The following is a 25,700-nucleotide window of genomic DNA, read 5'->3' on the forward strand; positions in this document are numbered from 1 at the left end:
CTCTTATCGGCTGTCACAAGTATAAATAAAACATCTTTATTAGCATCAATATCAGCTCGGTTAGTTTGATCCATTGAGTAAATCCAGCAAACCTTGCTCGTCGATGACCTTAACCCCCAACTCCTGTGCTTTAGCAAGCTTAGAGCCAGCAGCTTCACCAGCAACAACACAATCGGTATTCTTAGACACACTGCCGGCCACTTTTGCACCTAAGGCCTGTAATTGGGCTTTAGCATCATTACGATTAAGTTGAGTCAATGTGCCAGTTAATACCCATGTTTGACCTTTTAGGCTTAATTGTGACTCATCGGCTTGTTCTATAACCGGCCAAGTAATACCCGCAGCAAGCAATTGTTGTATTACTTCGATGTTGTGTGGCTGAGCAAAAAATTGACGAATGTGCTTTGCAACAATGTCACCAACATCTGCCACCTCAAGTAACTGTTCCACACTGGCACTGCGGATTAGTTCAAAATCAGCGAAGTGTTGTGCCAAATTAGCTGCGGTTGCTTCACCGACTTCTCGAATACCTAGGCTATATAAAAAACGCGCCAAGGTAGTGGTTTTAGCATCTTTAATTGCCGCCACGATATTGGTCGCCGACTTCATTGCCATGCGATCTAACATGGTCACCGCAGAAGCCGTTAGGGTAAATAAATCGGCAGGGGTTTTAACTAATTCTTTATCAATAAGTTGCTCGACAATTTTATCGCCCATACCATCAATATTTAACGCTTTACGCGAGGCAAAATGCTTGATCGCTTCTTTACGTTGCGCTTCACAAAATAAACCACCACTGCAACGCGCAACGGCTTCGCCCTCTAAACGCTCAACAATACTTTGGCAAACAGGACAATGCAGAGGAAACACAATATCTCGAGCATCATCAGGGCGCTGCTCTGGGACTATCGCAACAATTTGTGGGATAACGTCGCCAGCGCGGCGAATGATCACAGTGTCGCCAATCTTAACCCCAAGGCGAGCGATTTCATCTGCATTATGCAAGGTAGCATTTGATACCGTCACGCCACCAACAAATATTGGTTTTAGACGGGCTACTGGGGTAACGGCGCCAGTTCTGCCGACCTGAAAGTCAACCGACTCCAGTAAAGTCATTTCTTCTTGAGCAGGAAATTTATAGGCTATGGCCCATCGAGGGGCTTTAGCGACAAAACCAAGAGTTTGCTGCTTAGCAATGTCGTTAACCTTGATGACTACGCCATCGATTTCATATTCAAGTGCAGTGCGTCTGGCCATAATGTCAGCATAATAAGCGTACACTTGCTCCAATGACTCAGTCACTTTCACTTCATTGCTAACCGGTATCCCCCATTGTTTTAGCTGTGTTAACTGGCCAAAATGAGTGGTTTGCATCGGTTGTGATTCACCTTCAACCACACCGAGTGCATAAGCATAAAACCCTAGTGCGCGTGCAGCGGTAATTTTACTGTCTAACTGGCGTAAACTCCCTGCAGCCGCATTACGCGGATTCACAAACACTTTGTCACCTTTGCTGATTTGACGTTGGTTTAATGCCTCAAACGCCGCTTTAGGCATAAACACTTCGCCACGCACCTCAACAAGATCGGGAAATCCTTCACCACGTAATTTAAGAGGAATGGAACGGATAGTGCGCACATTTTCAGTAATGTCTTCACCGACACTGCCGTCACCCCGTGTTGCTGCTCGCTCAAACAGACCCAAACGATAAGTAATACTCACCGCGAGACCATCGAGTTTGGGTTCGCAGACATAATCAACGCTATCGACTTTATCAGTGATACGCTTGTTAAAGGCAGCAAAGTCGGCTTGTTCAAAAGCATTATCAAGGCTTAGCATTGGTTTAAGGTGGGTAATTTGAGCAAACTTTTGCAAGGCCATACCACCGACTCGCTGTGTCGGTGAGTCAACTGACTTAAATTGCGGATACTCTTGCTCTAGCTCAGTTAAGCGCTTAATTAATCTATCGTATTCAGCATCGGGAATTGACGGAGCATCATCAACGTAATAACGAATATTATGCTGATTAATAGTATGAGTGAGTTGATCCATTTCAGTTTGAATAGCGTGCATTGTGGTATCCGTAATACGAGTTGTAACCGTAATTTTCTTATAAAAATGAACAGGTATAAAACAATTAAGGCCGCTGCTGCGGCCTTAATAAAAACATCAACCTACGCCGCATTGAGTCGTCGTAAATACTCTTTTTTGGTCCCATCGGTCCAAGGTTGACGTTGTCCATCTAGTAATTGTGCATTGAGATCGTCGGCAATTTGATAAGCCGAGTTCAACATAATGGTAAAGTTCATCATTGGATCGCCGTATCCAGGTAAGGTCATAAATAACACCACACCTTGAGTCACAAACTGCTCCATTTCATCTGGATCAAACACGCCTGGCTTTAACATGTTGGCAAGTGAAAACAGTACTTTACCTGTACCAGCGTTATCAATGTGACGATGAAAAATGTCCATGTCACCAAATTTAAAATTAAGCGATAACAAACTTGGTAACAATTCAGCGCCCTTAATTTGTTCACCTTCTTTTGCCACGATATGCAGTACTAATACATCGGTCGGCTCTAGCGGTTCATCAGCCGGGGCATCAGCTGGCTGAGTTGAATTAGCGTTATTGTCTAACTTAACCTCAGGGTTAATCTCAGCGGCAGGTGTTGGCTCTGCCATTTGCGTTGCTTTATGGGGTTCGGCTTTGGCTGCCAGAGGCTTACCGGTATAGCTTTCTAACTTGGCTGTACTGGTTGAAGGATTAAATATCTTTTTAGGCGTATTCATTGATACGCTTGGCGTCACAGCAGCTTGAAGATCATCTTCAACAAACAATGTCTGTTGTGTTGGTTGCGCAGTTTTAGCTTCAGCATGGCTAGGCTCAGATGGCTTAATCGCGGGCTGACGGAGCGAGTCTTGCAAGGGTGTGTTGGAAAGCTTTGCATCACTTGAATGAGGCTTTTGGCTTAAATTAGTTTTTAATATCGGCTTAATGACCGTCTCTTCAACCTCGCCAGGTTTACGCACGCGCACCGGGCCAATACCATCGGCGTCAAAACCGTCAGAGTCGATACGTTTAGCTTGTTCTTTATAAAACCCAGCCATAGGACTTTGTTTCATTGACTTAGGTTGTTGCTTACGAATCGACCAAAAACCGTGCACTAACACCGCAATGATTGCGATTGCGCCTAATACGAATAACACCAGTTGTAGATCTTTCATAGATTCCCTGTCTTCCTAATTTATACCGCGTCAGCCATGGCGACTGCGGCTTCAATGTCCACTGCGACTATTCTTGAAACGCCAGGTTCATGCATAGTAACGCCAATAAGTTGATCAGCCATTTCCATTGTTATTTTATTATGACTGATATAAATAAATTGCACACTTTGTGACATTTCTTTCAGTAACCGACAAAAACGTTCGACGTTGGCGTCATCCAAAGGTGCATCAACTTCATCTAGCATACAAAAGGGTGCTGGATTCAGTCTAAAAATGGCAAAGACCAATGATAAAGCGGTTAACGCTTTTTCTCCACCACTAAGTAAATGTATGGTGCTATTCTTCTTACCTGGCGGCTGCGCCATGATGGTAACCCCCGTTTCGAGAAGGTCATCACCCGTTAAGGCCAAGTACGCTTTTCCCCCACCAAAGACTTTAGGAAATAGCAGACCTAAATCATGATTTACCGTTTCAAATGTTGCTTTAAAACGACTGCGGGTTTCTTTATCTATCTTACGGATAGCGTCTTCTAATATCGCTAACCCTTTATTTAAGTCGTCATCCTGACTGTCTAAATACGCTTTTCTCTCTCGTTGCGATTCAAATTCTTCAATGGCTGCAAGGTTGATAGCACCAAGACGTAAAATGTTCTGTTTCACTTTTTCAAGCTGTTGCGACCAAGCGTCAATAGATGCCTGCTCTGGCATGTCGGCAATCACTTGTTGCAGCTGGATTTGCTGTTCTTGGAGTAATTGCAGCTGACCATTGGCCTGCCCTTTTAAACCTTCACGACGTAACTTTAACGCGCTTATCTTTTGAGTCAAGTCCTGTAGCACTACAAGCTGTTGTTTTTGCATCAATACTAAACTGTCTAAGCTGGTTTGCAGCTCTGCTTGTTGAGAACGATTATGCTGTAATTGCTGCTGCAGAGCTTGCTGCTGCTCGAGTACTTGAGCTAACTGAGTTGAAAGTTGGCTCAAATCATGTTGACCGCGTTGCTGCTGATTGTCGAGTAACATTTGTTGTAACTGAGTCAATTGGTTGATTAATTCAGTCTTTTTTTCATGCTTTTGCTTTAATTTTTGCTCGCTCAATGCTTGTTCAGTGACATGCTGTTGCACTTGTGCTTGCTGGTGCTTAACACGATTAGCAGCATCAGAGCGAATAGCTTTGGTTTCTCGAAGCTTAGCTTGACTCGTTTGCCAAGCTTGTTGGGCCAGCTCGTGTTGATTCATTGCCTGTAACAATGCTTCTTCTTGAATAAGGATCTGCTCTTCAAACGCATCAACTTGTATGTGTTTATCGTCTATTTGCTGAGTAAGTTTGCTTATAGTCTGACTATATTGTTGTTGCTTTTGACGTTTATCAGCGACTTGCTGAGTTAAACTCGTGACCAAAGAGTGCAGTTTTGTCTGCTCTATTTGTAACTGATGACAGGCTTGTTGGCATTGATTCAGTTCTAGCTGAGTAGTTGCGGCCCGTTGAGTTAATGATGTCAGTGATTGCTGAGACGATACCTGCTGTTGCTCAAGTTCTGCTAGCTGCTGACTTAAACTTAAGCGCTCTTGGCTGAGCACAATAGCTGATTGCCCCGACTGAGTATGATTAAGCACAAAACCATGGCCAATCAAAAAACCTTCTTGGGTGGCAATATATTGTTCGGGGGCTAATGTCGGCAATAACACTTTGGCTTCAGCCATACTCGTCGCCCACACCACGTGTTGTAACCAAGGCGCTAAATTCACCGGCGTGGTCAAAGCAGGATAAACCACGGTTTCTTGCTGTTCAAACCCCACGATTGGACTGGTTTCATCTACCAAAGACGTTATGTCCTCAGCTAAAATAGGTAACTGACTTAACCCTTGTAAGACTTTATCGACCGCTTTTTCCCAGCCGGGCACCACCTCAATCACTTGCCATAATTGTTGACCCTCATCTTGAGTGTGCTCAGCCAATAGCTCGTCAATAAACTGCAAGCGCGAATGATGATGAGTCACCGATTGCTTGAGTTTTTGATAGGTTTCGCTTGCTTCAGTCACAGCTTGCTGCTGTTCAACTAAGGTCAATTTAAGTTGACTGTGTTGTAGCTGTTTATCAGTAAGTTGTTGATCAAATTTGGCTAATTGGGTCTCACTGAGTTGCAATTCTTGATGGTTATTCTGTTGTGCTAAAGCAGCGAATTCGCTTTGAGATTGAGATAAACGCTGCTCGTCTTGCCGAACACTTTGCTGTTGATGACTGAGGGTTGATTGACTCAGTGCCAACTGCATTTTATTGCTCGCCAAGGTTTCGGCATACTGGGTTAGCTGGCGTTGCTGATCATCACAAGCTTCTTCAATAGCAAACACCTGCTCATCGATCTGCTCAAGCGCCTGGTTTGCCTGATCATAAGCGGGTTGATGAGTATTCACTTGTTCAACTAACTGCAGGTGAACGTCAGTCATCCTGACAATATGTTCCTCAGCTTGCTCAACTTGCTGTTGTAACGACTGAATTTGTTGTTGCAGCTGGTTATCTTGTTGCTGTTGATGCGCAAGCTGTTGCTCAAGCTTGGTGGTGGTATTGCCAGCTTGGTAATACTGTTCAACCAGTTTATGTTCGGCATCACTGAGTTCAGCCAATTGCTGTTTCAGCTGAATAACACTGGTATCGCCCTGCTGGGCATTCTTGGCTAACGCTTCAGCTCTCAGTTCACCTGCAGCCGTTTCGGTGTCGAGCTTGTCGGTTTGCTGTAATAGTTGTTGATAGCGCATAACGAGGAGCTGGCTATGTAACTGGCGTTCGCTGTGTTTTAATTCGCGATAGCGCAACGCCGCTTTAGCTTGTTGCGATAATTTATCTAACTGAGCGCCGAGCTCAACCCGAATATCATTTAAACGTTCAAGGTTTTCACGGGTATGACGAATCCGATTTTCAGTTTCACGGCGGCGTTCTTTATAACGCGAAATACCGGCGGCTTCTTCAATAAATACTCTCAACTCTTGAGGTTTAGATTCAATTAAACGTGAAATCGTCCCCTGTTCGATAATTGCGTAGCTTCGTGGCCCAAGACCGGTCCCCATAAATAAGTCGGTAATGTCTTTGCGACGACACTTTTGACCATTTAAAAAGTAACTTGATTCACTATCGCGGTTGACTTGGCGCTTAACCGATATTTCTTGATAACTGGCGTACTGACCAGTAAGTCGTCCTTGGGTATTTTCAAATACAAGCTCTACCCCAGCCACCGAAATAGGCTTGCGCGAAGATGAACCGTTAAAAATAACATCGGTCATCGAATCGCCACGTAAATGCTTGGCACTACTTTCCCCAAGTACCCAGCGTACAGCATCAATCACATTGGATTTGCCGCAGCCGTTAGGGCCAATAATGGCCGATAAGGCATTATCAAATGGGATTTTTGTTGGGTCTACAAACGACTTAAATCCAGCAAGTTTTATTTGTTTTAATCTCATGTTGCCAGTTCAGGTACGCATTAAAAGGAAAAAGCAGTTCACTTTAGCAATTGAGCCGCATTTTGTAACGATTTTTATCCTATTGATCCTGTTTATCACTTGTTTTATTGTCTCTGGCTGGTCAAAATCAATGTTATGAGTCATAAAAAAGGCGCGTTAAATGGTAAACAACACTCAGACCGTTAAAAAGAGCGGTGTAAATTATTTTATGCAAGGCTTTCAATTAATTAAACAGCCGGGGTTACGCTCGTTTGTGTTTATCCCGTTAATGATAAATTTACTGCTGTTTGCTGGGGCAATGTATTTTGCCTTGGGCCAATTGACTGAGCTATTCGATTGGATGAATGGCCAACTCCCTGACTACTTAAGTTGGTTACATTTTTTCTTATGGCCATTAGCCTTGTTAACCATGTTAGTGGTCATGTCATTTATATTCAGCTCAGTGATGAACTGGCTGGCAGCTCCCTTTAATGGCTTATTGGCCGAAAAGGTTGAACAACACTTAACAGGTAAAAATTTAAATACCGGCACATCTGTCGATATGGTGAAAGATTTGCCCCGTGTGTTAGGCCGAGAATGGATCAAACTGAAATACTATTTACCCAGAGCATTATTATTTTTAGTGTTGTTTTGGGTGCCGGTCATTGGTCAAACAGCTGCACCTATTTTATGGTTTTTATTTACCGCTTGGATGATGGCGATTCAATATTGTGACTATCCTTTTGACAACCACAAAGTCAGTTTTGATGATATGAAGTTTGCCCTTAAGAACACTAAAGGTTCAAGCTACAGTTTCGGGGCATCGGTGACCTTATTTTCGATGATCCCTATTGTTAACTTTATCGTTATGCCTGTAGCCATTTGCGGCGCAACTGCGATGTGGGTAGATAAATATCGTCAAGCCTACAAAAACAATATTATCGCTCCGGATTAATCGGCTGTTATTGGCCTCGATGAATAAATACTAATCTAACAGTCTAATGGCATACCTTCAGAGATGATTTATGAGTAAGGTGTCATTGGAGAATAGATCGACTTGATACTCCCTCAGCCCGATGCTTAGCAGCGGGCTTTTTATTATATTTACCATTAAGATTTAACACTTGGTAACAATTTACCGGTAATTTTAACACGGGCGAAACCTCCGCTTTAATAGGTTTTTTGAGATAATGTCGCAAATAACAAAAATATCAAAGAGTACCTGTGACCAACTTGTTAACCTCAGCCAAGAGCCCACGTCCAATCAACCGTTTACGCCAAATGAATAACCTTGCTTGCGGGTTAATGTTGAGCAGTTTTCTATCCTTCGCTGCACTTGCAGGTTCCAGCCAACAGTTTCACCTCGACATTCCGACCATCAATGAAGATATAGTACTTGATGGCGACTTTAATGAAGCAGCATGGCAACAAGCCACTGAAGTGATGCTTAATTACGAAACTTCTCCTGGAGAAAACACTGCCGCGCCAGTCAGTACTAAGGTCAAGGTATATGCGTCAAACACCAGCCTATATTTTGCATTTACTGCCCAAGACCCTAATCCCGATAATATTCGGGTCAACTTACGTGACCGCGATAAATCCTGGGGCGATGACATGGTGGGGATTAAACTGGATACCTTCAACAATGCTCGTTTAGCGTATCAATTTTTTATTAATCCTTATGGCGTCCAAAGTGACTCCATTGAAAATGAACTCACAGGCCAAGAAAGTGATGCCTGGGACGGTATTTGGTATAGTGAAGGCAAGCTCACCGCGAACGGCTTTCAAGTTGAAGTGCAGCTGCCATTAAGATTATTTAATTTTGATGGTACTAACCCTATCCAAACCTGGGGCATTGAGCTGATCCGCTTTTACCCTCGCAATGAAACCCATCGTTTATCCACCCACCAAATTGACCGCAATGTATCATGTCAGTTATGCCAATTAGGTACGGCATCAGGCCTAGCAGGTGCCACTCAAGGTAAAGATTTACAGCTCACACCATCGATAGTTGCTAACCAAAGTCAACAAAGAGATGTCGGTCAATCCCAACCTTGGAATGATGAAAATAATGTTGATATTGGAGTTGATTTACGTTGGGGAATCACCCCGACTACATTGTTAAATGCCACCCTCAACCCTGACTTTTCTCAAGTAGAAGCCGATGCTGGCCAGCTTGATGTTAACAACACCTTTGCGCTGTTTTTTCCAGAAAAACGAGCCTTTTTTCTCGATAATAAAGATTACTTTGATACTCAACTGGATTTATTGCACACCCGTAATATTAGTTCGCCAGATTATGGCTTAAAACTCACGAGCAAAACCGACGACCATACATTTGCAATACTGGCAGCCAATGATGTCCAAAGTCAGTTTTTAGTGCCCGGTAATTTAAGCTCAGACATTGCCGTTATCGACGAGCCAAGCCATAACTTAGCAGCCCGATATCGTTTCGATCCTAGTAAGCAATTTTCAGTCGGTGGTTTAGTGACTTTGAAGCAGGCGAATGAATACCATAACTATGTCGCTAGCGCCGACATCAAGTATCAACCGACAAAGCAAGATACATTAACGGCTCAATATGCCCACTCACAAACCGCCTATCCTGATGCGCTATTTAATCAATTTTGTGGCGGCGATAATTGTAGCCAAAGCCAACTTGATTGTGACCGAGGAGATTGTGCGATAAATGAGCGCGTGCTTCGTACTCGTAAAGACGGTGAATTTAGTGATGCTATGTACAGCATCACTTACAAGCATGAACGCCGTAATTGGTATGCCAACACACAATACCAATCTATTGGCCGCGATTTTAGGGCCGATTTGGGATTCATTGATAAAGTCGATGTGAGCAAGTTTGTTGCTGGCGGCGGCTATATTTGGTACCCAGAAAATAACTTCTTCAGCAAAATAACATTTGGTGGCGACTGGGATATTAGCCATAGCCAAGATAATGAGCGTTTGGAACAAGAAACAGAAATGCTTGTTGAATTCGAAGGTGGTCTACAAAGCTATATCGCCTCAGGTATCGTACAACGTGAACGAGTGGGTCGGCGTCATAATCCAAGCATCATCAACATTGATGGCAATACCACCATGTTTGAAGAAACCTTAGGCTGGTTTTACACTAACTTTACTCCCATTGGTTCACTCAAACTCGAGCTGGATGTAAACTATGGCGATGATATTGATTTTGCCAACGATCGTCCGGCAACAATTACCATGTTCAATCCAGGTGTGGAATGGAAACTAACCGAATCTCTTGTGCTGGATCTCTCGCATCGTTACCAGGTATTAGACGTTGACGATGGACGTTTATTTACAGCCAATCTCAGTGACGTTCGCCTAAATTGGCAGCTGACGCTAAACAGTTTTATCCGCCTTAGCAGTGTGTACACGCGTATTGAGCGCGATGCTGATTTATACCGCTACCAACGCCCTGATTCACTTTATCAAGATATGGGTAATGAATTACTGTATGGCTATAAACTCAACCCCCAAAGCGTATTCTATCTCGGTTACTCAGATGCCTTTATTGCTAATGATGACATTGATTCATTAACCCAAGACGAAAAGACCTACTTTATGAAAGTCAGCTACGCTTGGTTACTGTAAGCATTAATCACAAAACCGTGACGGGTAAGCTAATGCGATAGATTTCTGCCATGACGAAATACCCCCAGCACCAAGCAAGTTGCTGTAGACGCAATAAGGCCGTTGATACTGAGTATCAACGGCCTTATTCATTACAGATCTTATCGGCTCACTTAGCCATAGAACAAGAGCTACTTTTATTATATTGAATCAATCGGCGCTAGCAAGGTAGGCATCTTTATGACGGCCTATCAGCCAATTAGCACTTTTCAAGTACAATACTACCAATAGAATAACCCGCACCGAATGAGCACAATAAACCTAAGTCACCGGTTTTGAAATCTTGATTAAATTTATGAAAAGCAATAACCGATCCCGCAGAGGCGGTATTGGCATACTCATCGAGTACTATTGGTGCTTTATCTGCTTCAACATTGTCACCAAGAAGCTTTTTCACCACAAACAAATTCATATTAATGTTGGCTTGATGCAACCATAAACGCTTAAATTCTTCAGGCTTTATTTGCTCATCAGTAAATTGGGCATCTAAATGCTGGTAAATCATCGGTAATAATTCTTTAAATACTTTACGACCTTGTTGATGAAACAATTTATCAGCCGTAGTAGCATTTTCAGGATCGCAACGATTTACAAAGCCAAAATTACTGCGAATATTACTAGAGTAATCAGTTAAACAACGCATAGACAATACGCTAAAGGCACGTTTTGAGGTCGATAACTCTTCGCGCTCAACCACAACTGCGGTAGCAACGTCACCGAAAATAAAATGACTGTCACGATCACGAAAATTGATTTGTGGTGAGGTTAATTCAGGATTGATGACCAATACTCTGTTTGCCGTACCACCACGAATCGCATTAACCGCATTCACAATCGCAAAAGTCGCTGATGAACAAGCCACAAGCATGTCATAAGCAAATCCTTTAGTGCCCATAGCTTGCTGGATCTCAATCGCAATCGCCGGGTAAGCCCGCTGTGTATAAGCACAAGCAACAATCACTAAATCAATGTCTTCAGCCGTTAGGTTTGCTTGCTCTAGGGCTTGTTTGGCTGCGTTAATCCCCATTTCAGCTTGCATAGATAATAATTCAGAAGACTTATCAGCAATTAATGGCATCATGATATCGGTATCGAGAATCCCCTCTTTCACCATCACATAACGGCTTTTTATCCCAGAGGCCTTTTCGATAAACTCACTTGAAGAGTACGCCATTGCAACCGTGGCTCCGGCTTCGATATCTGCTGCATTTTGCTGATTAAATAGGTCTACATAGCTGTTGTAACTGTTAACCAGTTCGTCGTTAGAGACACTGTAAGGTGGTGTGTATAAACCACTGCCTGAAATCACAACTTTATTCATTTTGCTCTACCATTTTTAGTGAATGAGTTAGCGAAAGTTCATCTGCGCCAGAGAGATCGACATCAATTCATCGATCTAATTTATTGAAAGGTTTACTCTCCCTTATCAATAAACCATGCTCGTCAATTGGGTAGCACGACATAGAAACATTTTGCTGATTAACGCCATTCTAGTATTTTATGATTTATTCTTGGCATACTAAATTAAATTTATCTGATGGTCAGACCATTGAATGATGATAATTCGCCCCAAAAGCCTAATATAGCAGCATATAGAGGTTTTTTAGAATAAAGGTTTACACCTTAATAACTAAAAGGAATAAAGAAGAACAAATTATCACTTCTAAATCCTGCTAAGCAGATTATGATTAGACAATGCAACCATAGGAGCAAATAATCCATGAGCAAAATTTTCGAAGATAATTCATACACTTTAGGCAACACACCGCTAGTTCGTTTAAACCGCGTCAGCAATGGCAATGTGTTAGCAAAAGTAGAATCACGTAATCCTAGTTTCAGTATCAAATGCCGTATTGGCGCGAACATGATTTGGGATGCTGAAAAAAAAGGTCTACTCACTAAAGATATCGAGTTAATTGAACCTACATCTGGTAACACAGGTATTGCACTTGCTTATGTTGCTGCAGCGCGTGGTTACAAATTAACCTTAACTATGCCAAACACGATGAGCTTAGAACGTCGTAAGCTGCTTAAGGCATTAGGTGCTAACTTAGTGCTAACAGAAGGCGCTAAAGGTATGAAAGGTGCTATTGAGAAGGCTGAAGAAATTCGCCAATCAGCACCAGAAAAATATCTAATACTTGGCCAATTTGATAATCCTGCTAACCCAGCAATTCATGAACAAACCACGGGTCCAGAGATCTGGAATGATACTGATGGTGAAGTTGATGTATTTGTCGCAGGTGTAGGTACTGGCGGAACATTGACCGGTGTCAGTCGTTTCTTAAAAGCACAAGGTAAAACCATTACCTCTGTCGCTGTTGAGCCTGTTGACTCACCTGTTATTGCTCAAGCTTTAGCTGGACAGCCTATACAGCCTGGTCCACACAAAATTCAAGGTATCGGTGCTGGATTTATTCCTGGTAACTTAGATTTATCTCTTATTGATCGCGTAGAAGCCGTTACAAATGACGAGTCAATTGAAATGGCCCGTCGTTTAATGAAAGAAGAAGGTATCCTTGTAGGTATTTCTTCTGGTGCTGCTGTTGTTGCTGCTAACCGTATTGCAGCATTACCAGAATTTGCCGATAAAATGATTGTGGTTATTCTTCCATCTGCCGCAGAGCGATATTTATCAACAGCATTATTTGCTGGTGAATTTAGTGACAGTGAAAACGTGCAGTAATACCGGTTAGCTTAATTTAATTGTTAAGCACTAAATTAACCCAAAAATGCCAGCAAATTGCTGGCATTTTTTATCGTGAATACTAATACCCCCTCGCCTACTTTTCTGCTCTTGTGAGTTAGATATTACCGAATAAAAATTAACCACTAATCAACAACCGATTAAACAGGAATAACAAATCAAGATAACCGCATAAATACCACTTCAATTATCTTTCCTAGTAAGAAAATAATATCGCATGAGTCACTTAAGTTATTAATAGCGTTATTCATAACTCTATTAATGACTAATACTGCTTAGTCTAAAAAGGATTATTTACCCTATCATTTTCAGCGTAATTAAATAATTTCATCTTTTTTTACACCAACAAAAATTACAATCCTATAACAACCAGTAATTAAAACCCGCTCAACACCTCAGCAAATAAACATATATACAACAATAAACCAAAATAACGAAACCAATTAGCATCAAATTACTCACATCCAAGTATTTTAGACACTGAATTGCTTATTTTTTGTTAATTAAAGATGTTTAATGTGTTAACGCCTATTTAGGTAACATGCTGATTTATAAGTATTGTATTTTAATCTCATTATGGTTATATCCATATTGGTGTAATTTTGTTTCATTTTTATATTAAAAATGTTTAAAAAAATCATCACATAATAAAAAATAATTCTGGGAGAGATAAATGCAAGTAAATTCACAACTAGCCAATGCGATTCGCGTAGCGCTAATCGGTGGTGCGGCACTGTCTGCTGCAACTACTTTTAATACTTTTGCAGCAGAAGACACTGCTGCTGCACCGGTAGAAAGAATATCTGTAACGGGGTCACGTATTATTCGTGAAGGCGCTGTAGCACCAACACCGGTTACAGTAATTACTGGCGACGAGTTATTATCAACAGGTGTAACTAATATTGGTGAAGCGCTAAACCAATTACCTGCACTCGGTAATACCTACTCGCTAGCCAACTCTGGGCGATTTATTGGTACATCTGGTCTTAACTTGCTCGATTTAAGAAGCATGGGCACCGCCAGAACACTAGTATTAGTCGACGGTAAACGTCATGTATCAAGCTCTGCTGGTACATCCTCTGTTGATGTTAATACTATCCCAAGTGTTTGGATTGAAAGAGTTGAAGTGATTACCGGCGGTGCATCTGCTATTTATGGCGCTGATGCGGTAACTGGTGTAGTTAACTTTATTTTAAAGAAAGACATTAACGGTTTAGATGTATCAGCAACCAAAGGTTGGGCTGATGACAGCGGCCACAATAAGGATCGTTTTTCTTTATCTTATGGAACTGACTTCGCCCAAGGTGATGGTAATGTTGCCTTCGCAGTTGAATACAGTGCTCAAGAGCAACTTCGCGCCTTTGATCGCGATCAAACATCAACTTCATTTTCGAGTCTAGCAAATAAAAATCGTCCTACCGATAATAATGACCCATCAGATCCAGATAAAATATGGACACCTAATGCTGGTCATTACACCATTAGTAATGCGGGCACTTTCAATTTAGACGGTTGGAAAAGCTTTAATCCTGATGGCTCGTTAAGAGATGTCTATAGTGGTCAAAATGTTGATGGCATTCGTTGTGCTAATTGCGATGTAACCAACTTGAATCAATTTGTTGAGTTACAACCCGAATTTGAACGTTACAATATTAACTTCAAAGCAAACTACCAGCTTAATGATAACCATAACGTTTATTTTGAAGCTAAATACGTTAACAGCCAATCAACAGATGAAGGTCAACCGGCATTTTTCTTTGGTAACCCGGTTAACAATATTAAAATTGATAACGCTTTTATCAATCCTGAACTTGTTGCTTTAATGAAAGCAAACAAAGATAGCGACGGAAATGCTGTGCCATTAGACACTCTCAATATCCGTCGTTTTATGACGGACTTGGGTGCACGCATTGAAGATGATACTCGTGAAACCCAACGCTATGTTGTCGGTCTTGAAGGCATAGTATTTCAAGATTGGGATTACGACGCCTATGCGATATACGGTCAAACGGATTTAGAACGGGTTAATAAAAATAACTTAATCTATGATAATTATACCAACGCACTTGATTCAGTTTTAGAAAATGGTGTTGCGGTATGTCGAGATCAAGCCGCTAGAGATGCTGGCTGTGTGCCGGTTAACATCTTTGGTTTTGGCGCGCCAAGTCAAGATGCAATCAATTATATAAATACCACTTCAACAGGTACTTCAGTTATTAAGCAAACTGTACTTGGTGGCTCATTAACTAACTCGAGTTTATTTGAATTACCTGCCGGTTATGCAGGCTTCTCTACCGGTGTTGAATACCGTAAAGAAGAGAGCGAGATTTTTGAACCATCAAATGCGGCAGGTACTTTCTTTAATGCATTAGGTGAAGATAAAGGTGATTTTGATGTCAGTGAGGTTTTTGCTGAAATCACGCTACCATTATTAGCCGATTTACCTATGATGCGCCAATTAGATCTTGATCTTGCGATTCGTTTTGCCGATTACAGTACTATTGGCAATGCAACGACTTGGAAAACAGGTTTAAGCTGGGAGGTCGACGATCAACTCCGCGTTCGTACAACATACTCTGAAGCCATGCGTGCGCCAAACATTAGTGAGTTGTATGGTGCAGAAAGCCAAACATTCTTCTCAGTAAATGATTCTTGCCGTGCTAAATACTTAAATGATTTAGAAGATCCAACTCAACGTCAGACAAATTGTGCCGCTTTAGGGATCCCAGCTGGCTTTGATGCAGACTACGACGATAAAACCCTTGAAGGATTAAGTGGTGGTAACCGCGAGCTAAAAGCAGAAGAATCGAAAAGTTTTACCCTAGGGATTGTCTATCAACCTGATTTTATCGATGGATTATCGATCACTACCGATTACTGGAATATTGAGATCGAAAACGCAATCAGTGCCGTTGGTGCTCAAGATATTATTGACCGTTGTGTCGATTCTAAAACTGGTGTGAATAACGAGTACTGTAGCTTAATTACTCGTGATCCAGCGAGCCATGAAATTACTCAAATTAGACAGTTCTCGTTAAACATTGCGTCGCTCGAAGCTGCTGGTATCGACTTTGATATTGGTTATAACTTTGAAGCCTTTAGTGGTGATGTACGCACTAACCTTATTGCGACTCGCCTATTAAAACGTAAAGACTTTTCATTCCAGGATGAGCCAGATACATTTGAAGAACTTGCAGGCACTGCCGGTTATGCTAAATGGCAAGCAAACTGGAGCTTAGGTTACTCAATCGATAGCTGGGATATTAGCTGGAGAACACGCTTTGTTGAGGGTGTAAGCCTTTATACCGATAAAGAATTAGCATTAAATGCGAATCCAAACAGCAACATGGAATTTGGTGATTACTTTATCAGTGATATGGCAGTTGCATATAACTTTAACTCAGGTATTACCTTGAAGTTTGGTATCGATAACGTATTTAACCGTGACTTGCCTTACGGCTATACAGGTACAGATACCACCAGCTCAGCTTACGATAACGTTGGTCGCTTCTTCCATACTACCGCTAGCTATAAGTTTTAAACATTGATCGCTTAGCTATTTATCTAACCACTAAGGTTAGATAGGTTAAACGGCATCTTAGGATGCCGTTTTTTTATTCGTTAATTCATTCAATTACAATCTGATGCCCATCAAAATTCAGGCAACGTCTTATAGAGATCGTAAACCTTTGTCTTACTCACTCCGCCAGTTAATTTCATCATTTAGATTTAAGCATTGTAAAAGTGAACATTGTTAGATAGCAGGTATGGCGATTTTTCCAACGGATAAATAATGATTATTGAAGCAAGGCCACAAATTTTATAGTGTTAAGTATACCTAAGATCAAAAATAGCTGATCATGGAAACATTGTTTTATATCTTGTTTTTCACCAATAAGGGATCTCATGCATTATACGCTTAAGCAAATAGCCGTTTTCGATGCTGTTGCAAGTTTAGAGAGCGTTAGCGCAGCAGCCAAGAAACTGTCAATGAGTCAATCAGCGGTTAGCATGTCGTTAAGCCAACTCGAACATTTATTGGGCCGACCATTATTTATCCGCCAGGGAAATCGACTTATCTTGAGTCATTGGGGAAGATGGTTACGTCCAAGGGCCCAAAAACTACTGCAAGACGCACAACAAATCTCTCTGGGCCTTCACGATCAACATATTATTAGTGGCACAGTAAAACTGTGCGCGAGCCAAACCGCTGCGGAGCATTTATTACCCGCCTTGATCAGTAAAATTGATAACGATTTTCCAGAGCTCAGAATCGAAATTGCCGTTGAAAATAGCGACCATGTAGCACAAGAGGTACTTGATTATCAATTTGATTTAGGGGTTATTGAAGGTCGAATTGACGACAGTCGATTGCATCAAGAACCATGGATTGATGATCACCTGGTTGTTGTTGTCTCTCCGCACCACCCGTTTGCGCAAAACAAACGCACTAGCATCGCTCAACTTGAACAAGCCAAATGGGTTTTAAGAGAGCCAGGTGCTGGCACTCGGCGTATTTTTGATGCCGCCATCCATGGGGTAATTGTTAAATTAAATGTCTGGAAAGAATACGATCACGTCGGATTATTAAAAGCTTTAGTTAAAAATGGCGTGTATTTAAGCTGCTTGCCCTATTTGGATGTCGAACAAGATGTCGCCAATGGCGAATTAGTTGTGTTAACTACGCCTGAATTAAACTTAAAACGACATTTATCATTTATCTGGCGCCAAGATACTGGTGATAACCCACTCAGAGATTGCCTTATTGCAGAAGCAAAGTGTGTTACTCGCAGTTAAGCTTCATTATTGACCAAGAACTTGTACAACATATTTAGTGCCGGTTGTTAATCGGCATGGCCTCTATCTTCGCAGCTTAAACACCACTCCATTAGCGCTAAGCGCAATAGTAACAGGTAATGCTCGCCTGCTTTGCTGCATCTATTTTGATACGACCGACTAACCTGCCTCATAACATCACGCTGTGGCAGGCTAAGTTGGTGTAAACTCAGCTAACAGATGTCGATTGTATTTAAACGTCAACTCGATTAACGTCAGCTCGAGTTAATTATTCCTGCAACAGTCATATTAATTAAAATAATATTGAGCTTTAAGCAACAGTAAGATTAGACATTATCATCAGTATCAAGTTTCTCGATACTCAGTTTTACCTTCAAACGATTTGCATAAGCCGAGATAATTTTTATCTCAACAAAATTTTTTTGTCTAGTATTGATGCTATAACCTGCTTTGATATCAACTACGATTGAACGATGACGATACTTTGTATCAATTATATTGATGTGGCATGATATTTTTAACAGCAAAGGGCTAAGCGAGCTAACTTTTAGACTCATTTCTTCGTCTAATAATGCAGTCAACTTGTTATCCAGCTCTCACTTCCAACAAACAAAACATCAACTTTATTGATACCAAGTGATGCAATCAAATCACTATGCTAAAATTCGTGAGGTAAATTGGTCTTACCAAGAAAGACTTAAATAAGGACATCACTGTAATGCTTCAGAAATGAAAGGCATTGCAGATGAGCAAAGTGATAAGAGCTATTAGCGGCTCACTGGCAAGCAGCTCTTATGGATATCGCCATCACTTCAAGGGAACACACTTAAACTTCATCATTTGATGGATTAACCTGTTCTTTTCGGAGAATGAGAAATTATGTCAGAAACTGTCAGCAATTCAGAAAAACAAGCACAAGAAGCGAGCTATCGCGAACTTCACCGCCCTGCGAGTGAATTTGATACTCGCGATGCCTATTTAGAAAACGAACTAAAAATAATGAAACCAAGACGCTGGGGACTTAACCTCCCTGGGCGTGATTTTCGCTTTGAATGGGAAGACTTAGTTCCAGCTATCGCAGGAACCATTGGTATTACTGTGATGTATTCAGCAGTAATGGCTGCTTGGGCTGCTGGCTTAAGCGAAAAGTGGGACCACATCAATCTTGGCGCTGACTTTGCTATCCAAGTCGTGCGGGTAGAAATGCTCATCCCTGCTTTACTGTTCTGTATTATTAGCTCAGGTTTTATTAACCCAAGGGCAAACCTCGGCGGCAACCATGGACCAATGATCCCGTTGATTGGTACTATCGCACTCGCCGGTGCCCACCCTTTAGCCTTAGCAATTCTCATTGGTATATTTGGCTTAATTTTAAGTTATTTCAAAGGTGGCTCGAAACTGGTCAATCTCACCAGTAGCGGCGTGGCTGGCGGCTTATTAGTGTTCTTAGGCTTCATGGGAGCGAAAAGTCAAATAGGCTCGTTATTCGACTGGGCTGGCGGGCTGCAAGCCAAGCATAACTTGGACTACTCACTCGGTTATGTTGCCTTTGCCATATTGTTAATCAATGTGATCATTTATGCAGCATTAGCTAAATTTGGTAAACGCTGGTTAGCCATTCCTTTGTGTTCGATTGCAGCAGTCGCACTGGCATTTGCTTTTGGTGCAGGCTTAGATTTGCAGTTTACCACGGCGCCTGGGATTCCTAATTTAAACCCTGTGTATTGGTGGGGCTCAACTGAACACGGTTGGCAGTTAGGTTTACCTAATATGGCCCATTTTATTGCATCATTACCGTTTGCTATTCTTGCTGTTGCCATGTGGTCACCAGACTTCCTTGGTCATCGTATTTTCCAAGAATTAAATTACCCAAAAGGGGCTGAAAAAGTACTGATGGATGTCGATGACACCATGACCACCTGTTCAGTGAGACAGATCGTAGGTACAGCAGTAGGTGGCGGTAACATTACCTCTTCTTGGGGAACCTATATGATCCCTGCTGCAATAGCCAAACGTCCTATTCCTGCTGGCGCAATCTTGCTTGGTAGCTTATGTATTATTGTCGCTGTCATTGGTTATCCTATGGATATCACAGTATGGCGCCCGGTTATGTCAATTGCGTTGTTAGTCGGTGTGTTCCTACCGTTACTGGAAGCCGGCTTACAGATGGTTAAAGACACCACCAGTAGCCAAGCTGCAGGGATCTGTATTTTTGCCTCATTTGTAGCCAATCCGGTATTAGCATGGGCATTAACCATGTTGCTTGATAACAACGGCTTAATTGGTGACAAAGAACGTCCTAAAACATTATCGTTTGCCGACCGTATCGTGATCCCAACGCTAGCATTCGTGATTTGTTTAGCGGCGATGTTAGCAGTAGGCATGATTGAAGGTATCCCAGCCTTCTTATAATCGCGTTGTGCTTGGTAATATCACTCTTAAAAGGCGAAATCGGCAACGATTTCGCTTTTTTATTGGCTAATATTAATGTGTGCTACTCTTAATTCTAAACAGATATGTTAGCCAGTTAACACTTTTGTTATTCAATTATCAAAAGCTGCCGATATCGTCATTTAGCTGTGCTATTATCAACTCATGGATAAATGGTCTTACCAATTAATTCATTGACTAAAACAATATCGATTAGCGTCATTATAAAAACCAGGCGGAACATTTCTGCCACCAATGTCGCAGAAGATGTTAACAGCTCAATCTAGCGAATGCGCCTAGATGACAGAATGTAAATACTCACGGATACCAGCTCGTGCTAATTGAGACAGTATCCGTTGAAAATCAACCAGAGGGTTAAGTAAATGACAGATAAAACCGAACTATTTGCCAACGCGTGGGAAGGTTTCGTAGCTGGCGATTGGAAAACAGAAGTTAATGTACGTGACTTTATCCAACAAAATTACACACCATATGAGGGTGATGAGTCATTCTTAACAGGTGCAACAGATGCAACATTAACTTTGTGGGACAAAGTTATGGAAGGCATCAAGCAAGAGAACCAAACTCATGCTCCTGTCGATTTCGATACTGAAATGGTCTCTACCATTACTTCTCATAATGCCGGTTACATTAATCAAGAGCTTGAAACTATTGTCGGTTTACAAACTGATGCACCATTAAAACGTGCCATGTTGCCTAATGGCGGCATTCGTATGGTTGAAGGTTCATGTAAAGCATATGGCCGTGAACTTAACAGCGATGTTAATTACATTTATTCTGAATTACGTAAAACCCACAACCAGGGTGTGTTTGATGTTTATACCCCTGAAATTATGGCTTGTCGTAAATCAGGTATATTAACGGGTTTACCTGATGCTTACGGCCGTGGTCGTATTATTGGTGATTACCGCCGTATTGCTTTATACGGTATTGATTACTTAATGAAAGATAAGTTTGCCCAATTCAGTTCACTGCAAGCGCAGTTTGAAGCAGGCGAAGACTTATCAAGTGTGATTCAATTACGTGAAGAAATTTCTGAGCAGCATCGTGCTTTAGGCCAAATGAAAGTCATGGCAGCTAAATACGGTTGTGATATTTCTGTACCAGCCAAAAATGCTAAAGAAGCCATTCAATGGACTTACTTTGGTTATCTTGCTGCAGTGAAAAGCCAAAACGGTGCGGCAATGTCACTGGGTCGTACTTCAACGTTCATTGATGCTTATATTGAACGTGACATTAAAAATGGTGTTCTTACTGAACAGCAAGCCCAAGAAATGGTTGACCATTTCGTAATGAAATTGCGTATGGTTCGTTTCCTTCGCACACCTGAATACGATGAACTATTCTCTGGTGACCCGATTTGGGCAACTGAGTCTATCGCAGGTATGGGTCTTGATGGCCGTACATTAGTCACAAAATCTAGCTTCCGTTTTTTACATACCTTGTACAACATGGGCCCAAGCCCAGAGCCAAACATTACCGTATTGTGGTCAACAAAATTACCACAAGGGTTTAAAAGCTACTGTGCAAAAGTATCGATTGACACCAGCTCAATTCAATATGAAAACGATGATTTAATGCGTCCAGACTTCGAGTCTGACGATTACGCTATCGCCTGTTGTGTTAGCCCAATGATTGTGGGTAAACACATGCAGTTCTTCGGTGCTCGCGCTAACTTAGCCAAAACCATGTTATATGCCATTAACGGTGGTGTTGACGAAAAACTTAAAACTCAAATTGCTCCAAAAGCAGATCCAATCACTGCCGATGTACTTGAGTTTGATGATGTGATGTCTCGTCTTGACGGTTTAATGGACTGGCTTGCAACACAATATGTGTCTGCACTTAACGCCATCCACTATATGCACGACAAATACTCTTACGAGTCTGCGTTGATGGCATTACATGACCGCGATGTGCGCCGCACTATGGCTTGTGGTATTGCTGGTTTATCAATTGCTGCCGATTCATTGTCTGCAATTAAGTACGCTCAAGTTAAGCCTATCCGTGACGAAAATGGTATTGCCGTTGATTTTGATATTCAAGGTGACTATCCAAAATTTGGTAACAATGACGCTCGTGTAGATGACATCGCTTGCGATTTAGTTGAACGTTTTATGGCAAAAATTCGCGATAAGAAAATGTATCGTAATGCCATTCCAACTCAATCAATCTTAACCATCACTTCAAACGTGGTTTATGGTAAGAAAACCGGTAACACTCCAGACGGTCGTCGTTCAGGTGCACCATTTGCTCCAGGTGCAAACCCTATGCATGGCCGTGATGAAAATGGCGCAATTGCTTCATTAACATCAGTCGCCAAGCTACCATTTGCTCACGCACAAGATGGTGTTTCTTACACTTTCTCTATCGTGCCAAATGCATTAGGTAAAGATGACACTGGTCGTCGTACTAACTTAGCGTCATTAATGGATGGCTACTTCTTAAGCAAGCCAAATCGTGAAGGTGGTCAACACTTAAACGTTAACGTGATGAACCGTGAAATGTTAGAAGATGCGATTGTTCATCCGGATAAATATCCACAATTAACAATCCGTGTATCAGGTTACGCCGTTCGCTTTAATGCGCTCACTCCAGAGCAGCAACAAGACGTGATTACTCGTACATTTACTAAAAGTATGTAGTCTCTGCTAAAATTGGCTGTATCGATGTGTAACAAATTATCGATACAGCCTTTTTTATAGATATTTGAGGAATAATAATGACCTTAGGTCGCATTCATTCAGTGGAATCATTCGGAACCGTAGACGGTCCGGGGATCCGTTATATTACTTTTATGCAGGGCTGCCTTATGCGCTGCCAATATTGTCATAATCGTGATACGTGGGATTTGGATGGCGGCAAAGAAATATCTGTCGATGAAATAATGAAACAAGTTATTGCTTATCAACCCTTTTTAGACGCTAGCGGTGGTGGTATTACGGCCAGTGGTGGGGAAGCAATTTTACAAGCTCAATTTGTCAGTGAATTATTTAAAGCCTGCAAAGATCAGGGTGTCCACACCTGTTTAGACACTAACGGTTTTGTGCGCAAATACGAACCTGTGATTGATGAGTTACTCGACAATACCGATTTAGTATTACTTGATATAAAACAAATGGATGATGCTAAACACATCGAACTGACAAAAGTCAGTAACCATAGAACATTACAATTTGCTCAATATCTCGCTAAACGAAACATAAAAACCTGGATCCGATATGTCGTTGTCGCCGGATTTACCGAAGACGTAGAGTCGGCCATTGCATTAGCTGAGTTTATTAAACCGATGAATAATGTTGAGAAAGTTGAGCTACTGCCTTATCACCCGTTAGGTCAACATAAATGGCAAGCCTTTGGCGAAGCATACACCTTGGCTGATATTGCAGCGCCAAGTACTGAGACGATGCAAAAAATTCAACAAGTGTTTTTAGATCGAGGCATTAGCGCTACATTTTAGTCATAACAAAAATAAACCGACTTAAATGAGCAACAGATTACCAAGCAGATAGATTAGAGTTCTTCCCAGTAACTTTGATCCAAACGTTCAAAAGCCAATTTCAAGATGGCGGCCATGTCTGAATAACAGGCTCTGGCACCTAGGGGTTGGCAATAGATACCCATCTCGGTCAATTTAGCACTGAGTTGATTGCCCCACTCGAATAACGATAAAGGCAATGGATGGCTCGCTCGCCAGCCTAACCATAATAAGCCTTGTAGTGGCAGGCTAATAAAAAAGAGCAGTGTTGTTAATGCTTGCGGTAAGTAATTCCAGCCTAAAACGTAGAGTTGGCTGGCCGCAACCACTAATGCCAAAATCGGCATGGCGATGATCGCTAACTGAGTCGCTTTGACGACACGGTACTCGGGGAAATAAAACCCAAGTTGCCTAACCATTGGCCAAGTCTTCATATAACGTTGACCGTCGCCAAGTAATTTAACCAGATTCATGTTCAATATACGGTTACCTTTACTGCTTAGGACATGAGTGAAACATTACCATAATACAGTGTCGTACCAAAAATGCACTGGCCGATTTGACACTTTAATGATTTAGCTTACTGTGCCAATCAGCAAAAGAACACCAAAGTGTAGCGTTTATGAATGATGTTCATAAACCTTAATCAAAATGGAATTTTACTATTTTATTTAGTTTCATTGACTTAAAAGGCGTTAACATGTCAGACAAATTAGTACTCGTGCTCAACTGCGGTAGCTCATCATTAAAATTTGCCATCATTGATGCTCAATCAGGCGATGATAAAATTTCTGGATTAGCTGAATGTTTTGGTTTAGAAGATTCGCGCATTAAATGGAAATTTAATGGCGGTAAAAATGAAGCCAAATTAGGCGCCTTTACTGCACATCGCGAAGCAGTAGAATTCATCGTTAATAACATCTTGGCGGAACATCCAGAACTGGCGGCACAAATTAAGGCTATTGGCCATCGCATCGTTCACGGTGGTGAAAAATTTACCCGCTCTGTCATTATCACCCCTGAAGTCATCCAAGGCATCGAAGATTGTGCCTCATTAGCACCGCTACATAATCCGGCCCATTTAATTGGTATTCGCGCAGCGATAGCGTCTTTTCCTCAGTTGCCACAAGTGACAGTGTTTGACACCGCATTTCATCAAACCATGCCTGAGAAAGCGTATATTTATGCCCTACCTTACAAATTATATCGTGAACATAGTATTCGCCGTTATGGCATGCATGGAACTAGCCACTTTTACGTTTGCCGTGAAGCGGCCAAAGTATTAGGCAAAGATGTTAAAGACATCAATGTTATTTGTGCTCATCTAGGTAATGGCGCATCAGTTGCAGCCATTAAAGGCGGTAAAAGCGTCGACACTTCAATGGGTTTAACCCCGCTTGAAGGTTTAGTCATGGGCACCCGTTGTGGCGATTTAGACCCATCGATTATTTTTCATTTAGTCAAACAACTTGGCTATACCCTGGATGAAGTAAACAACCTACTGAATAAACAAAGTGGTTTACTGGGCATTTCAGAGCTTACTAATGATTGTCGTGGAATTGAAGAAGGGTATCATGATGGCCATAAAGGGGCCACGTTAGCCTTGGATATTTTCTGCTACCGTTTAGCTAAATATATTGCCTCTTACACTGTGCCATTAGGGCGTTTAGACGCCATCATTTTTACTGGCGGTATTGGCGAAAACTCGAATCTTATTCGTGAAAAAGTCCTTAATTTATTAGAAATATTTAACTTCAAAGTTGACGACATCTTGAATAAAGCTGCTCGTTTTGGCCAACAGGGTGTAATAACCCAAGCAGGTACCCCTATTGCTATGGTCATACCAACAAATGAAGAGTGGGTTATTGCCGAAGATGCCATTAAGCTGATCACAGCTAAGTAAAACCTCTATTAGGTTTATATTCGGTTAACTATCATGAACACTACGCACA

The 25,700-nt window shown here is 41.6% G+C and carries 15 protein-coding genes; 9 read left to right on the plus strand and 6 right to left on the minus strand.

Going from position 1 to position 25,700, the window contains the following annotated elements; all coding sequences use genetic code 11:
• Nucleotides 1-60 precede the first annotated feature (60 nt).
• The 3 genes from ligA to smc all read right to left on the minus strand — a co-directional run bounded on the left by ligA (nucleotide 61) and on the right by smc (nucleotide 6,682).
• Complete coding sequence (ligA, locus tag H5123_RS14935) at nucleotides 61-2,073, minus strand: NAD-dependent DNA ligase LigA (RefSeq protein WP_182698477.1); 2,013 nt, start codon at nucleotides 2,071-2,073, stop codon at nucleotides 61-63.
• Between the two features lie 101 nt (nucleotides 2,074-2,174).
• Nucleotides 2,175-3,227, minus strand: coding sequence for a cell division protein ZipA (zipA, locus tag H5123_RS14940; protein WP_182698478.1), 1,053 nt, complete (start codon nucleotides 3,225-3,227; stop codon nucleotides 2,175-2,177).
• A 20-nt stretch (nucleotides 3,228-3,247) separates the two neighbouring features.
• Nucleotides 3,248-6,682: a chromosome segregation protein SMC gene (smc, locus tag H5123_RS14945; RefSeq protein WP_182698479.1), complete on the minus strand. Its 3,435-nt coding sequence runs from the start codon at nucleotides 6,680-6,682 to the stop codon at nucleotides 3,248-3,250.
• Between the two features lie 160 nt (nucleotides 6,683-6,842).
• Here smc and cysZ point away from each other — a divergent pair, with 160 nt between their 5' ends.
• Together cysZ and H5123_RS14955 are read left to right on the plus strand one after the other, a co-directional pair.
• Nucleotides 6,843-7,616, plus strand: a complete 774-nt coding sequence (gene cysZ, locus H5123_RS14950) for a sulfate transporter CysZ (RefSeq protein ID WP_124016126.1) — start codon at nucleotides 6,843-6,845, stop codon at nucleotides 7,614-7,616.
• A gap of 326 nt (nucleotides 7,617-7,942) precedes the next feature.
• On the plus strand, nucleotides 7,943-10,276 hold the full coding sequence (locus tag H5123_RS14955) for a carbohydrate binding family 9 domain-containing protein (RefSeq protein WP_182698517.1): 2,334 nt from the start codon (nucleotides 7,943-7,945) through the stop codon (nucleotides 10,274-10,276).
• Between the two features lie 238 nt (nucleotides 10,277-10,514).
• On the opposite strand, the gene H5123_RS14960 is transcribed toward H5123_RS14955, so the two are convergent.
• On the minus strand, nucleotides 10,515-11,636 hold the full coding sequence (locus H5123_RS14960) for a beta-ketoacyl-ACP synthase III (protein ID WP_124016127.1): 1,122 nt from the start codon (nucleotides 11,634-11,636) through the stop codon (nucleotides 10,515-10,517).
• Between the two features lie 399 nt (nucleotides 11,637-12,035).
• Between H5123_RS14960 and cysK the strand changes: the two genes are divergently transcribed.
• The 3 genes from cysK (at nucleotide 12,036) to H5123_RS14975 (ending at nucleotide 17,819) form a co-directional block, all read left to right on the plus strand.
• Nucleotides 12,036-13,001, plus strand: a complete 966-nt coding sequence (cysK, locus tag H5123_RS14965) for a cysteine synthase A (RefSeq protein WP_124016128.1) — start codon at nucleotides 12,036-12,038, stop codon at nucleotides 12,999-13,001.
• A 694-nt stretch (nucleotides 13,002-13,695) separates the two neighbouring features.
• Complete coding sequence (locus tag H5123_RS14970) at nucleotides 13,696-16,563, plus strand: TonB-dependent receptor domain-containing protein (protein ID WP_182698480.1); 2,868 nt, start codon at nucleotides 13,696-13,698, stop codon at nucleotides 16,561-16,563.
• Nucleotides 16,564-16,928: 365 nt separating this feature from the next.
• Nucleotides 16,929-17,819, plus strand: a complete 891-nt coding sequence (locus H5123_RS14975) for a LysR substrate-binding domain-containing protein (protein WP_182698481.1) — start codon at nucleotides 16,929-16,931, stop codon at nucleotides 17,817-17,819.
• Between the two features lie 326 nt (nucleotides 17,820-18,145).
• Here H5123_RS14975 and H5123_RS14980 read toward each other — a convergent pair whose 3' ends face one another.
• Complete coding sequence (locus H5123_RS14980) at nucleotides 18,146-18,400, minus strand: hypothetical protein (RefSeq protein ID WP_182698482.1); 255 nt, start codon at nucleotides 18,398-18,400, stop codon at nucleotides 18,146-18,148.
• Nucleotides 18,401-18,698: 298 nt separating this feature from the next.
• On the opposite strand from H5123_RS14980, the gene H5123_RS14985 reads away from it, so the two are divergent.
• The 3 genes from H5123_RS14985 to pflA all read left to right on the plus strand — a co-directional run bounded on the left by H5123_RS14985 (nucleotide 18,699) and on the right by pflA (nucleotide 23,730).
• Nucleotides 18,699-20,231, plus strand: coding sequence for a DUF3360 family protein (locus H5123_RS14985; protein WP_124016132.1), 1,533 nt, complete (start codon nucleotides 18,699-18,701; stop codon nucleotides 20,229-20,231).
• A 401-nt stretch (nucleotides 20,232-20,632) separates the two neighbouring features.
• Nucleotides 20,633-22,915 carry a formate C-acetyltransferase gene (gene pflB, locus H5123_RS14990; protein WP_124016133.1) on the plus strand — a complete coding sequence of 761 codons (2,283 nt, stop codon included), beginning with the start codon at nucleotides 20,633-20,635 and terminating at the stop codon, nucleotides 22,913-22,915.
• A 74-nt stretch (nucleotides 22,916-22,989) separates the two neighbouring features.
• Entirely contained in the window at nucleotides 22,990-23,730 is a 741-nt protein-coding gene (gene pflA, locus H5123_RS14995; protein ID WP_124016134.1) for a pyruvate formate lyase 1-activating protein, read from the plus strand.
• 53 nt (nucleotides 23,731-23,783) lie between these two features.
• Here pflA and yfbV read toward each other — a convergent pair whose 3' ends face one another.
• On the minus strand, nucleotides 23,784-24,221 hold the full coding sequence (gene yfbV / locus H5123_RS15000) for a terminus macrodomain insulation protein YfbV (protein WP_182698518.1): 438 nt from the start codon (nucleotides 24,219-24,221) through the stop codon (nucleotides 23,784-23,786).
• 227 nt (nucleotides 24,222-24,448) lie between these two features.
• Here yfbV and ackA point away from each other — a divergent pair, with 227 nt between their 5' ends.
• Complete coding sequence (gene ackA, locus H5123_RS15005; RefSeq protein WP_124016136.1) at nucleotides 24,449-25,651, plus strand: acetate kinase; 1,203 nt, start codon at nucleotides 24,449-24,451, stop codon at nucleotides 25,649-25,651.
• Nucleotides 25,652-25,700: the final 49 nt, after the last annotated feature.

The organism is Shewanella sp. SR43-4 (assembly GCF_014163845.1).
In the GTDB taxonomy this organism is placed as follows: domain Bacteria; phylum Pseudomonadota; class Gammaproteobacteria; order Enterobacterales; family Shewanellaceae; genus Shewanella; species Shewanella vesiculosa.